Below are 12409 nucleotides of genomic sequence, written 5' to 3' on the forward strand. Positions count from 1 at the left end.
ACGTCAGCAGGTGGCGCCAAACACGGCATGGTGTTCGGCAAAGCACGCGGACCAATGCTCGGGATCGGAAAAGTCCAGCACCTGCCAGCCTTTGTCCTGCAAGGTTGCTGTGGTGGCTGCATCGACCGGAGTGAGAAAAACCAGTGCGCGGGCTGCCTTGTACTGGGCTGCGGCGGTGGCTGTGCCCTGGTTGACGGGAAGATTCAGTGCATCGGGTGGGGCGAGGCCCGCCTGGTTCAGGGCTGCCAACCAGCGTGAATCCAGTGAATCGCCAGCTATGGCTGCCTGGGTGCCATTGGCGGCCGCCAGCTCACCATCTTCAAGGAGGCGGGGCTTCACCTGGGCGTTGGCCAGTGCCACCAACAGAGCGAGCGCTTCGGGGTTGCGGCGGTTGATGTGTTCGTGGTCTGGCTGGTTGAAATACGACAGCAGGCATTGGTAGCAGCCTGCTTCGCAAATGTGGTTGCCCAGGGCGTCGGTGGCTTCTCGGGAGGGCAAGTCTTCCAGTCGCCAGGTGCCGTCGGCAGGGGGACGGTAATGGATGAGTTGCAGTGCGTTGCTGGCCACTTGAGCAAGGCTGGCGGGGTCATTGGCCAGGCGGGTGAGCACACCCGCACCGCCTTCAGCGGCTTCGTAGAACAGCAATGCACGGCGCTCCGCTTGTTTGGGCAAGGGCTCGGCAACCAGCTCCGACTCTTCGATCTGGAAGGTCATCTCGATGCCGCGCTTGAGGGCGGCTTGCAGCGTGGCCATGGCCTCCAGCGGGAGTGCATGCACCGGGGCAAGGATCAGCAGATTGCGATGGTCCTCCACAAAGGGCACGATGCGCTGGTTGGGCACTTTGTCCAGGAGTGCATCGTCGTTGCTGTTGTCATCGCTTGCATCGGGGGCGTCCTGCTTGCTCCAGGTGCCGGTGATGGGGTTGATGTAGAAGCCCAGTTGTTCCTTGTCCTTGCGGCGGCGCCAACCCCGGTTGATGCGCCAGATGCGTGCGGCGGGCGCATAGGTGAGTTCGGCAAGGGCCTGCTCTGCCTGCAGCACATCGGCCTTCTGCTTTTGAATCTGCCCGTCGGGCCCGGGCAGGAAGCGGTAGGTGGTTTGCAGTTCGAAGCCTTGGCGTTGGCGGTCTTCGTCGTTGATGGAGATGCGCTCGACTGGCACGGTTTCCACGGTTTCGATGCGGTAGAGATCGCGCACCCAGTCGGTTTCAGTCAGTAGTGCATCGCAGTTTTCACAGCGGTTGACCAAGGGTTGGCTGCCACCCAGCTCTCCCATGTGGGCGTAGCCGCATTGGCTGCAGACCAGGGATCTGATAGTGGAGAGCTGGCTGTTGCCGGAGATGTGGTCGGCATTGCCGACGTTGAGCTTGGCACGCACCACGCGGTACATGCGGCCCTGGTGGTAGATGAGGCTGCGTGGGCCGAACTCGGACAGCGCCAGAAAGCGCGGGCGGCTGACCATGCTGCCTTCGTCGTCCTTGCCGCTGGCGGTTTGTCCGCCACGCGCGGGAATCCAGGCCATGAGGGGCAAGCGGGGGAAGTTGTAGCCGGGCAGAAAACCCTGGCTGGCAAGGTAGCGGTAGGTGTAGAAGTCGGTGTTTTGGCCATTGCCTGACTTGAGCAGCACGGCGTACTGGCGCGCAGCATCGCCATAGCGGCGCTGGGCATTCTGGCGTTCGGCGTGCGAGGCGGTATGGCTTTTGACGATGTGGTCGGCCATGTCCATTTGTTGGCGGGTCGCATCGAAAAGCACGCGCCAGCGCTCCAGAGCACCCGAGAACTGTTGGGGCGCGCGGTCGATGACCTGGTGTACGTAATCCGGCGTGAACCAGTGGCTGCCGTCGAGTTCGGTTTGAAGCTGTTTGATCACACCGTTGGCGCTAGTCAGCGCGCGAGACTCGACTTCTGGGGCCTTGAAGGCATTCAGGTACTCCGGCTTCAGCGGTTTACCTTCCTGATCGAGATCAAGCATGGGGGCAATGCTGGGGTCCAGCTTCATCTGGGTGCTGGCCAGCCAGACCGCCTGCAAGTGGCTTTCCACCAGGTCGCGGTTGGCCAAGTCCAGGGTCGGCGCACGCACCACGCCATGCACCATGTCGTTGGCGTGGTGGAAGAACCATTGGTCGTGCGGGCTGAGTGCTGCGCAATAGGTCACTACCAGGGCCTGCTGGCCTGAGCGCCCGGCACGCCCGCTGCGTTGTGCATAGTTGGCGGGGGTGGGCGGCATGTTGCGCAGGTACACGGTGTTGAGCGCAGAAATGTCCACGCCCAGCTCCATGGTGGGTGAGCAGAACATGATGGGCAGGCGCTCCAGCGGAGCTTCGTGTGCGGGGTTTTGTGCCCAGTCGTTGCGGTCTTTGTCGGTGTAGCGAAAGCGCTGTTCCAGTAGTTGTCTGCGCGGCGCATCCACTTGCGCGGTGTGTTCCTGCGCTTCGAACTCGAACAGGGGGTGCGACGGCAAGCGCAGCAGGTCAGCGATGCTGAGGTAGAGCTCACGGAAGAAGGTGTTGATCCGGCTGTTCTCGTCCTGGGGCTGTTCTGCCGTCAGGCACCAATCCAATGCGGCAGCGTTGAGGCGCCAGCCGGTGAGGTCCGTATCGATGGCGTACTTTTGCACATAGCAGTTACTCGCGGCGTGCAGCAAGTCTTGGATCAGTTCTACCCACTCGGTATCTTTCCAGTGTTTGGTTTCGGTGGCGAAGACCGAGTCTTGCCAAAGGCTGGATGTTTTGACGAGGCGCAGAAGGCGTGAGCGAGGGCCTCCAGTGACCAAGTCAGCACGCGGTTTGCCTTTGTATTCAGGGCGCTTGCCAAGGATGAGATAGCGGCCCGTTTCCAGTTTTTCATCAGGAGCAAATGCCCAGCGTTCTGTGAGGTAGGTGTGGCCGCTGGTACGGGCTTTGTCGTGCTCGACGGGATCGAGATAACGGGTTTCGAGACACAGGTGGCTGCGCAGGTGGTCAAAAAGCAGGTTGCACAAGCGGGCACGGTCGGCCGGTTTGAGCTTGGCAAGCACTTTGTTTTTTGCGAATGCACCAGTGTCTGTGCAGAATTCGTCCAGGCCACGATATCGAATGGTCAACAGCCCCAACTGGTCAAGATTCGGGTTGTTGTAGCGCCAGCCACGGCGCAGGTCGCGCAGCAATCGATAGGCGATGATGAAGCGTAATGTGCGCTGCGCCTGCTGTCGTGCCGGTCCCATGAGCTTGGGTGATCGGAGGTATTCGACCAGCGTGCCCTGATCGACTTGGTCAAAGCCTAGCGCCTTGAAAACGGCTTCGGCCAATTGTTCTTCATCGAGTACGCCAGAGTTGTTCTGCAATGCGCCGATGAGGCCCGCGCGCAAGGTGAGTAGAAAAATGAAGTCGTTGAAGTGACCGGCTTGCAGGGCGGCATCCTGTCTGTTATCCGTGAAGCCCAGCAACTTGCGGGGATCGGGTTGGCCATGTGCGGGATTGGGCAGTGCAAAGAGCTGCTGCAGGGCACTGAGCGCGATCATCGTGGTGGCCGATGATCGGCCCTCTCCAGAGAGGCTGGACAGGCGGTTGGCGTCTTTGCCGTGTGCCTCATGCACCGTGCCGCAACTCAAGCAAAAGCGGAATTTGCCGGGGATAAACCAGAAGGCTTCTCCGGCACCTTCGTGCCCCCGGGGATCAACGGCCACATGGTAAGGGATCGCCTTTTTGTAAGCGGGTTTGATCTTGGGCTCATTGCGACTCAGATCCAGCCAAGTCTCAGGCAGGTCTTCGAGCTGACCGGTGTACGGTTGCCTGGGGTTGACTGGGCACAGAAAACCGTAGCTGGCATCCTCACTGTCGTCGGCACTGACGTCGTCGATTTCTCGCGGCAAGTAGATGGTGGGATGCTGCCCAGACTGCCAAACTGGCAGGTACTCCTGCCCACAGTCTCGGCAAAAGTGGGCGGGGTAGAGGTGTACGCTCTCGGCCTGACGCCCTGGGGCAAAGCGCTGTGCATCCAGGGTGATGTGGCGCTGGCCCGTCGGCTCCAGCGTGGTGAGCACCTTGCCAGGGCCGCTGATGAATTGGTGTAGCTTGAAGGCGAAAGGCGGACGACCTTGGGGTGTGCGAACGTCATGCGCGGCCACCAGAAAACGCTGCAGGGCTATGCGGGCCTGAGAGACGGAGCATTGGGCATCTTGTGCCAAATCTTCGCTGGCGGTCTGGATGGTTTTTGGCTTGGCGCGGCGTGGTGGTTCGTGGTCGGGTAGCTCGATGCCCAGGTTGAGTTCCACCCAGATGGCTAGAGGGTCACGCTGGAAGGTTTGGAAATCAGGCCATTGGTGGGTTTCTCGTGCGATGGCGGCAGGCAGCTCGGCTGCGATGGCGAAAACGTCCTTGAGAGGGTCGGTGACGCGCTCAAGGGTCTCTCCGATCACGTCATGCTCACTGATGTATGCGCCAAAGAGCTTGGAGGCGACTTCTGCAACGGTGCGATTGCGATCCGCCTGGGTGCCTGCGCTGGACATGGTGGCTGAGGTGCCAATGCACACCAGCTTGTCGGCCTTGAGGCGCTCACGCAGGCGGCGCACGAGCAGGGCCACGTCCGCCCCCTGGCGGCCTCGGTAGGTGTGGAGCTCGTCGAGCACCAGAAACTCCAGCCCTTCGCAATGGTCCACCACCTTGCGATCCACATCGTCAAAGCGGGTGAGGATGTACTCCAGCATCATGAAGTTGGTGAGCAGAATGTCCGGCGGGTTGTCGGCTATGGCATCGCGCTCAGGGTTGCTTTCTTGCCCGGTGTAGCGGGCGACGGTGAAGGGCCGCTGATCGGGGGCATAGCCGTGCAGGAATTTGTCCAGCTCTTCCAACTGGCTGTTGGCCAAGGCGTTCATCGGGTAGATGACGATGGCTCGGGTGCGTTGTTTACCGCCTTCTGTCTTGGCCTTGATGATGCGGTCGATGACCGGAATGAAGAATGACAGCGATTTGCCGGAGCCGGTCCCGGTGGTCACGACATAGCTTTGCCCTGACTGGCCTTTGGCGAGTGCCTGCAACTGATGGGCATAGAGGTGCAGGGGTTGCGGGTTTCCCTCCGGCTTGCCTGCCTGGAATACGTCGGCGCACACGGGATGAAGCACGCCCTCGGTTGCCAGCGTTTGCACCGTGCCTTTGCGTTGGTAGTTGGGGTTGATCTGTACGAGAGGTTCTGGCCAGTAGCGGCCATCTTGGTACTGGCTCTCGACTTCTCGCTGAATGTCGGGAGCGGCAATGCGGACAAAGCTGCGTGAGAAGTTGCTATAGCGCTCGACTAATTGATTGCGAAACTGAAAAACGTCATCCACGGTGCAACCCTTTCTTACCTGTTCTGCGTGTGCTGCCACTTGGCATTTCTGCCTTTGCCCGTCGGCTCTATCAGCCCCTCGGCTTTCATGGTGCGCAAAGTCAAACGCACCATGTCGCGGCTTATACCGGGACAAGCCTTCTCGATCTCCGAGATGGAAAAAGGCAATCGGTGTTTCAGGATCTCTGTGCGCACTCGGTCGCCTTTGGCGCCGCGCCCTCGTTCGATAGTGCCTATCCGATCCTCGAATTCCTCGTAGGCGCGCACTAATGTTCCCCAGAAGTAATCGAACCAGGGCGTAATGTTGTGGATACCCTCATGCCAGCCTTGCAAACTGGCCCCTAGCGCTGTGCAGTAGTCCTCTTTCGAGTCTTCGAAAATGCGTTCCAGGCTGATGAAGCGGCCCACTGCATAGTCGAAGTGGCAAAGCAACTGCAAGCTCAGTAGCCTGGCCATGCGGCAGTTGTTGTCCGGGAATGGATGGATACAGAGGAAGTCGAAGATGACCAGTGGGACCAGTACCAACGGGTCGGCAAGTTGCTGATCGAGCGCCATACGGTAGCGTGCGACCAAGCTTGCCATCGTCACGGGTGTGAGGTGTGCAGCGACCGGGTGAAAACTGTAGCCGGAGAGGCCCTCGATGATGTCGCTGTCGGTGGTCTTCCACTGCCCGCCTGGCTGTCGCATGTAGCGGTGCAGAGTGGCGTGGAGTTGGAAGATGATGCTCTCTGAAAGAGGCATCCGATCACCGCCGTCACATATCAATTTCAGGGCATCGCGATAGCCAGCTATTTCTTGCTCTGCACGATTCTGCGGCGTCACCTTTTCCAACGCTAGGGATTTGAGCCGGTGCCCGGCCACAGTGACACCATTGAGTCGGGTGGACGATTCGATGGAGTCGGCGATGGCTACGCGACGCACGTCATTCAAGACCTCGGGCAGCTGAGCTATATGGAGGGGTTGTCTACCTCGCTGCTCACCCAGGGTGCGCAGCATCGCCAGTTGCCGTGCATTGAAGCGCAGTTTGGCGATGTATTCGGGTGAGAGCGAGTGCATGCAGAAGCATTTGGATACGATGAATTGAGGTAATAGTACCGAAAATCGAGGGAATTTTTGTGGAAATTACCCCAATTATTGACAATCCTACATCTGCGGCGCAGGCGCAAGACTTCATGCACCAGCATGGGCGCGACGCGATGCCTAAGGCGCTGGCTGATGCATCCTAGAAAGCGGGCTGCCATGAGAAAAATCGACATGGCAGTCCGGGCAGTCAGGTCTTATGGTGCCAGGTCGCCACGCCGCTTTGTGCATGGCTCTCGACGACGTGGTTTCACTGGGCGCTGTGAGTCAACGCGCATAGGACGAACGCGCTCCCCGTTGCTGGCTTGACCAGCAGTGCCGTACACACGTCGGGTTTCGGCGCTGATGTGTCCCAAGCCACGGCTTGTAGCCTCGTCGTCACCATTGGCCTTCATGTCTGCGGCAAACTGGTGGCGGAAGCAGTAGGCCGTGATCGGCTGCTTGTGCTTGGGCCACAGACTGCGTGCCAGACGGCGTATCTCCACAGTCAAATTGACAGCGCTGCTGATCTGAGCGAAAACCTGTGGCTTTGGCTGAGCATCCAGCAATCCATTGATGACAACAACCAAGGGATGCGGGTCTTTCGCGTCGTACGAGATCGTCCTAACCGGCTGACCCTGGGAGACTTTGACTTTTGCGCCCGCGATGCTGAAATGGATCAGCAATCTACCGGTGGCTTCGTCCCTGCTGCGCCATAGGTGAATACCACTCACCAACTCGCTTGGGCGGCACCCAGTCAAGGCCAGAACGATAAGCGGGAACAAATATCGGCTCCTTGCTGCGCGCTTGCACAGAGCGGTGCGCCAGTTGGCCGGTAGCCCAGGCAAGGCCTGGCGTTTGCTGCGACGTTTGGCTCGTGGAGCTTTCATCCCTTCGTTCCGCAGTCGTTGCAGCGCTTGCAAGTGTTTCAGCTGCAACAATAGCTGCAGATGCAAAATTTCGGCGGCTTGCACAGTAGGCGCGTTCAGCTGTCGCGTCAGTTGCTCTTGCTGTGTGCTGAAGAAGTGTTGGAGTGCAGCTAGGCGCTTGCGAAACGTGGAAGCACTGGCGGTTGACTGAACCACATAGAACAGGCCGCCTTCAGCGTGTCGCGCGCGATGAATGAGTTGTTCTGCTTGACGCTTGTATTCAGTTTCGGTCTTGGGCGAGGGGCTGTACGGAGTGTGAACATCTGGCGACCGCATGGCATCAAGGATCGCCCGACAGCGTTTCACCAATTCCTGCATCTTGAGGTCGAGTTCGTTCATGCGGCCTCCCGTGCGACTGGCAAAGGAGCGTTGGCCGGTAGCCAGGTTCTGGTCGGTACAGGTGGTGGTGACTGCCGCAGTTCAATCCCGCCGCGCTGAACGCATACCCTGGCATCTGGGTAAACCATCAAAACCTTGCTCAAGGCGAGCTTGAAGCTGGTGCAGAAATCCCCGTGCGCGTGCTTGCCTTGATATTCACTTCCAAACTGCAACTTGATCGTGTGCCACGGAAGCCACAGTGGTCGATGGTTGAGTCGATGCAGGCGGTGCGCAAGCCAGACGTAAATATCGAGAGCCAGTGCCGATCCGCGCAGCGCATGCAAAGCGCGCGCGTCCAGTGGGACTGAATGCTGCACAAGCTCGTCAAAAAAATCGGCGTCGAGCAAGAGCGAGCCTGGCCATGTCGCACGCTGTAATTGAGCAAGCGGGAGCCATGCATCAATACGTTTGATCACTGCCTCGCTGACGGTGCGGCCACGAAATCCCAGCTGTATCCGGCACGCGGCCAGAGCATGGAGTTGCTGCCGCAATGTGCAGTATCTGCGTCCTTGTTTGTCATAGCCGAGCATCCCGAGGAATTGCGATGCACTGCGACCTATGAATACCTCGCGGGATTTGGAGCGTCGGGCAGCGGTGGAAATCCAGATGAGTGCAAGACGCGACAAGGGCCCGTAAGGCACGGGCTGCAGAACCGGGCCTTCGCCCAAGTCAAGAACACCGGCTTGTAGGTGTAACCATCCATCCCCAGTTTGTCGCAGAAACTCGCGATTCGGGACGGCCCGACGGGGGAAGCACAGCGAACACAAGAGTGAGTGGTGGAAGGCTAAGTCATCGCCGAAAGGCGCGTTGGCGCTTATCAGTCCGCCACTCTCAAGCAGCATGTCGAGGGATCGTTGGGGCTTCATTTTTTGCCCGCTGCACGATGTTGTGCGGATGCGTGCTGCTGCCAGCGCGCGCGGGAAAGCTGCTCCACTTTGGTGGGGCGTCCTCGTGGTCGCCTAGGTGGTGGAGGCTCGGTGGGGCGGGTTGAGCTGATCCACGCCAGAACGTCATGTTCGTACCAGCACAAGCGACGGCTATTGGGCAGCTTGAAAGGACGGGGAATCAGGTGCGCGTACTTGGCGTTCGTGGCGCAAGTGCGGATAGTCGTTTCTGTCTTCCCGATGAGGGCGGATAGTTGCTCAATGAAAAGGAGCTTAGGCAATTCGCCGGTCACGGCGACAGGGGATGTTGATGGCATGAGTGCCTCACAAGCAAACGCGCTTGTGAGAGCCGCCATTGCTGTGGCACTTCGTGCTGAAGTCGTCGCCACACCTCAAACGGTACTGTTGCACTCAGGTGTGACGTAAGGACTTGTGCGCTTGAGTCCACTACGCTTCCACCCCGGCGTCACGTTCGCCGAGCGTTGCGTTCTCTCTCAGATCGGCTATCTCTCGTTTCACCAATCTTCACCTGCCCTTGACCGCATCCCTAACAGCGCAGTCCACACAGTGTTTACGAGGGTGTCCGACAGGTCCACTGTGTGCTCACCCGTGGATAGCAGTATAGATAAATCCATAAACGGGGTCAAGTCCCAGTCCGTGTCCAAGAGTCAAAACAACATCGGTCGGCTGGGACAACCTTGGGACAACGGTGGGACAAATTTACTCTCAATCGGCATGAATGACGATTCAAAGCAAAAAGCCCAAGTGATTGATTCACTTAGGCTTTTTCTATGGTGTCCTGGTCGGGGTGAGAGGATTCGAACCTCCGGCCTCTACGTCCCGAACGTAGCGCTCTACCAGGCTAAGCTACACCCCGTTTTTTAGCGTTGTCCGCCAAAGCGCCGGATTTTAGCGCGAAAGCGTGACGTATTTCAGGTTCGGCGCAATAAAAGCTGGCCGGCCAGTTGCCGCATGGCATCGGTATAGGCGTTGGCGGGCAGCGGGGCCAGGGCGTCGATGGCCCGCTGGGCCTCGGCGTGGGCGGCTTCGCGGGTGGCATCCAGGGCCCCGGTGCTGCGCACGATCTGCAGGATGGCTTGCAACTGGTCGGCACTGCCGTTTTCGATAGCGCTGCGCACCACGGCAGCGTCAGCGGCATCCGCACGCTGCATGGCGATGATGAGCGGCAGAGTGTTCTTGCCTTCGCGCAGGTCGTCGCCCAGGTTTTTGCCCATTTCCTGTGCGTCGCCGTCGTAGTCGAGGACGTCGTCGATGATCTGGAAGGCCGTGCCCAGCGCCTGCCCGTAGGTGGCGCAGGCAGCTTCCACCACGGCACTGGCACCGGCAAGCTGGGCGGAGATCTGGGCGCTGGCCTCGAACAGCTTGGCGGTTTTGGAGCGGATGACGTGCAGGTAGCCCGCTTCGTCCAGATCGGCGTCGTGGGTGTTGATGAGCTGCATCACCTCGCCCTCGGCAATGATGTTGGTCGCGTCCGAAAGCACTTTCAGGATCGGCAGGCTGCCGACTTCCACCATCATCTGGAAAGAGCGGGTGTGCAGAAAATCGCCCACCAGCACGCTGGCCGGGTTGCCAAAGGTTTCGTTGGCCGTGGGGCGACCTCGGCGTAGGGTCGATTCATCGACCACGTCGTCGTGCAGCAGGGTGGCGGTATGGATCAGCTCCACCACGGCGGCCAGCTTGTATTTGTCCGCACTGCTCACGCCCAGGGCACCGGCCGTGAGCAGCACCAGGGCCGGGCGCAACCGCTTGCCGCCGGCGGCGATGATGTAGCGGGCAACCTGCCCGATCATGGCGACGCTGGTGTCCAGGCGCTGGGCGATCACTTGATCGAGCGCCTGCATGTCGCTGGCGATCAGGGCGAGGGGGGAGGGGGAAGAAGCTGAGGAAGTCAAGATAGTGGCCACCGGTAAGACCGCGCCATTATAGGAAGGCCACCGCCGTCGGCAGGGCCAGGCGCAGGGCTGCACTTGGCAGAATTTCCGGTTTCACAGTAGAATTTGCGGTTCCCGTGGAAATGGGTTCACGTGGAAGATTCAAAACTCTGAAAGAGGTTTTATGTACGCGGTCATAAAAACCGGCGGCAAACAGTATCGTGTTGCTGCTGGCGAAAAAATCAAGGTAGAACAGATTGCTGCGGACGTAGGCCAGGAAATCGTGCTTGACCAGGTTCTGGCTGTCGGTAACGGCGCCGAGCTGAAGGTGGGCACGCCCCTGGTGTCCGGCGCTAGCGTGAAGGCAACCGTTGTTGCCCATGGCAAGCACGACAAGGTGCGTATTTTCAAGCTGCGTCGTCGCAAACACTACATCAAGCACCAGGGCCATCGTCAGCAGTTCACCGAACTGCAGATCGTGGCGATTGCCGGTTAATCTGTCAGGAGCTAAGTCATGGCACAGAAAAAAGGCGGCGGCTCTACGCGCAACGGACGTGATTCCAAGCCAAAAATGCTGGGTGTGAAAGCCTTCGGCGGCGAGTTGATCAGCGCAGGCTCGATCATCGTGCGCCAGCGCGGCACCAAGTTCCACCCCGGCAACAACGTCGGCATTGGTCGCGACCACACCCTGTTTGCTTTGGTCGATGGTCACGTGTCCTTTGAAACCAAAGGCGCCCTGTCCAAGCAAACCGTCAACATCAGCCCTGCTGCCTAAGCACTGCTGAGCGACGCCAAAGCCCCGCTGGTCGGGGCTTTGCTATTTTCCGGGCCTGCTGGCGTATGCTGCGGGCCTTGCTGCACGAAGCGGCATTTTTTTGTGAAAGCCACGCCCCACCATGAAATTCGTCGATGAAGCCACCATAGAAATTGTTGCCGGGGACGGCGGCAACGGCGCCGCATCGTTCCGGCACGAAAAATACAAGGAATTCGGCGGCCCCGACGGGGGCGACGGCGGGCGCGGCGGTTACGTCTACGGCGTGGCCGACCCCAATCTGAACACCCTGATCGACTACCGCTACACCCGCCGCTACGAGGCCGGGCGCGGCGAGAACGGCATGGGCTCGGACATGTTCGGCGCGGCGGGCAAGGACATCACGCTGCGCTTTCCGGTGGGCACCATCCTGCGTGACCAGGCCACGGGCGAGGTGCTGCACGAGCTGCTGACGCCGGACGAGCGCATCGTGCTGGCCAGGGGCGGGGACGGCGGCTTTGGCAACCTGCGCTTCAAAAGCGCGGTGAACCGTGCGCCGCGCCAGAAAACGGTGGGCCGCCCGGGTGAACGCTTCGGCCTGCAACTGGAGCTGAAGGTGCTGGCCGACGTGGGCCTGCTGGGGATGCCCAATGCGGGCAAGTCCACCTTCATCACCGCCGTCTCGAACGCCCGCCCGAAGATTGCCGATTACCCGTTCACCACGCTGCACCCCAATCTGGGCGTGGTGCGCGTCGGGCCGGAGCAGAGTTTTGTCGTGGCCGACATCCCCGGCCTGATCGAAGGCGCCTCCGAAGGTGCGGGCCTGGGCCACCAGTTTCTGCGCCACTTGCAGCGCACGCGGCTGCTGCTGCACATCGTCGATCTGGCGCCGTTCGACGACGGGGTCGATCCCGTGGAGCAGGCCCATGCCATCGTGGGCGAACTGAAGAAGTACGACGCCGAACTGTTCGGCAAGCCGCGCTGGCTGGTGCTGAACAAGATCGACATGATTCCCCAGGCCGAACGCGCCGCGCGGGTGAAGGACTTCGTCAAGCGCTTCAAGTGGAAAGGCCCGGTGTTTGAAATCTCGGCCCTGGCCCGCGAAGGCACCGACCTGCTGGCGAAAAACATTTACCAGCACGTGCGCCAGCAGCAGCGCACCGAGCAGCCCGACCCGGCGCAGCAAGACCCCCGGTTTGCGCAAGACGATTGAGTA

The 12409-nt window shown here is 60.1% G+C and carries 8 protein-coding genes and 1 tRNA gene; 3 read left to right on the forward strand and 6 right to left on the reverse strand.

What is annotated here, in order from left to right; translation table 11 throughout:
* Positions 1-3 precede the first annotated feature (3 nt).
* The 6 genes from ACFO3A_RS05970 to ACFO3A_RS05995 all read right to left on the reverse strand — a co-directional run bounded on the left by ACFO3A_RS05970 (position 4) and on the right by ACFO3A_RS05995 (position 10412).
* On the reverse strand, positions 4-5301 hold the full coding sequence (locus ACFO3A_RS05970; protein WP_377724834.1) for a DEAD/DEAH box helicase: 5298 nt from the start codon (positions 5299-5301) through the stop codon (positions 4-6).
* 14 nt (positions 5302-5315) lie between these two features.
* On the reverse strand, positions 5316-6356 hold the full coding sequence (locus ACFO3A_RS05975) for a Fic family protein (protein ID WP_377724836.1): 1041 nt from the start codon (positions 6354-6356) through the stop codon (positions 5316-5318).
* Positions 6357-6577: 221 nt separating this feature from the next.
* The gene (locus ACFO3A_RS05980; RefSeq protein WP_377724837.1) at positions 6578-7627 is read right to left on the reverse strand and encodes a site-specific integrase; all 1050 of its coding nucleotides are present in this window, start codon (positions 7625-7627) and stop codon (positions 6578-6580) included.
* On the reverse strand, positions 7624-8508 hold the full coding sequence (locus ACFO3A_RS05985) for a replication protein RepA (RefSeq protein ID WP_377724838.1): 885 nt from the start codon (positions 8506-8508) through the stop codon (positions 7624-7626). Before ACFO3A_RS05985 ends, ACFO3A_RS05980 begins: the two co-directional genes overlap by 4 nt.
* A gap of 842 nt (positions 8509-9350) precedes the next feature.
* A tRNA-Pro gene (locus ACFO3A_RS05990) sits at positions 9351-9427 on the reverse strand.
* Between the two features lie 55 nt (positions 9428-9482).
* Entirely contained in the window at positions 9483-10412 is a 930-nt protein-coding gene (locus ACFO3A_RS05995; RefSeq protein ID WP_377725002.1) for a polyprenyl synthetase family protein, read from the reverse strand.
* Positions 10413-10626: 214 nt separating this feature from the next.
* Between ACFO3A_RS05995 and rplU the strand changes: the two genes are divergently transcribed.
* The 3 genes from rplU (at position 10627) to cgtA (ending at position 12406) form a co-directional block, all read left to right on the forward strand.
* Positions 10627-10938, forward strand: a complete 312-nt coding sequence (rplU, locus tag ACFO3A_RS06000) for a 50S ribosomal protein L21 (protein WP_377724840.1) — start codon at positions 10627-10629, stop codon at positions 10936-10938.
* A gap of 18 nt (positions 10939-10956) precedes the next feature.
* Positions 10957-11217, forward strand: coding sequence for a 50S ribosomal protein L27 (rpmA, locus tag ACFO3A_RS06005; RefSeq protein ID WP_377724842.1), 261 nt, complete (start codon positions 10957-10959; stop codon positions 11215-11217).
* 121 nt (positions 11218-11338) lie between these two features.
* On the forward strand, positions 11339-12406 hold the full coding sequence (gene cgtA / locus ACFO3A_RS06010; RefSeq protein ID WP_377724844.1) for an Obg family GTPase CgtA: 1068 nt from the start codon (positions 11339-11341) through the stop codon (positions 12404-12406).
* Positions 12407-12409: the final 3 nt, after the last annotated feature.

This window comes from Comamonas nitrativorans (assembly GCF_042654765.1).
GTDB classification, from domain to species: Bacteria; Pseudomonadota; Gammaproteobacteria; order Burkholderiales; family Burkholderiaceae_C; genus Comamonas; species Comamonas nitrativorans.

Bases quoted from the DNA above. Each gene is read 5' to 3' on its own strand.
- ACFO3A_RS05995 (WP_377725002.1), bottom strand. From the start codon at position 10,412: ATGCAGGCGCTCGATCAAGTGATCGCCCAGCGCCTGGACACCAGCGTC.
- rpmA (WP_377724842.1), top strand. From the start codon at position 10,957: ATGGCACAGAAAAAAGGCGGCGGCTCTACGCGCAACGGACGTGATTCC.
- rplU (WP_377724840.1), top strand. From the start codon at position 10,627: ATGTACGCGGTCATAAAAACCGGCGGCAAACAGTATCGTGTTGCTGCT.
- ACFO3A_RS05985 (WP_377724838.1), bottom strand. From the start codon at position 8,508: ATGCTGCTTGAGAGTGGCGGACTGATAAGCGCCAACGCGCCTTTCGGC.
- cgtA (WP_377724844.1), top strand. From the start codon at position 11,339: ATGAAATTCGTCGATGAAGCCACCATAGAAATTGTTGCCGGGGACGGC.
- ACFO3A_RS05975 (WP_377724836.1), bottom strand. From the start codon at position 6,356: ATGCACTCGCTCTCACCCGAATACATCGCCAAACTGCGCTTCAATGCA.
- ACFO3A_RS05980 (WP_377724837.1), bottom strand. From the start codon at position 7,627: ATGAACGAACTCGACCTCAAGATGCAGGAATTGGTGAAACGCTGTCGG.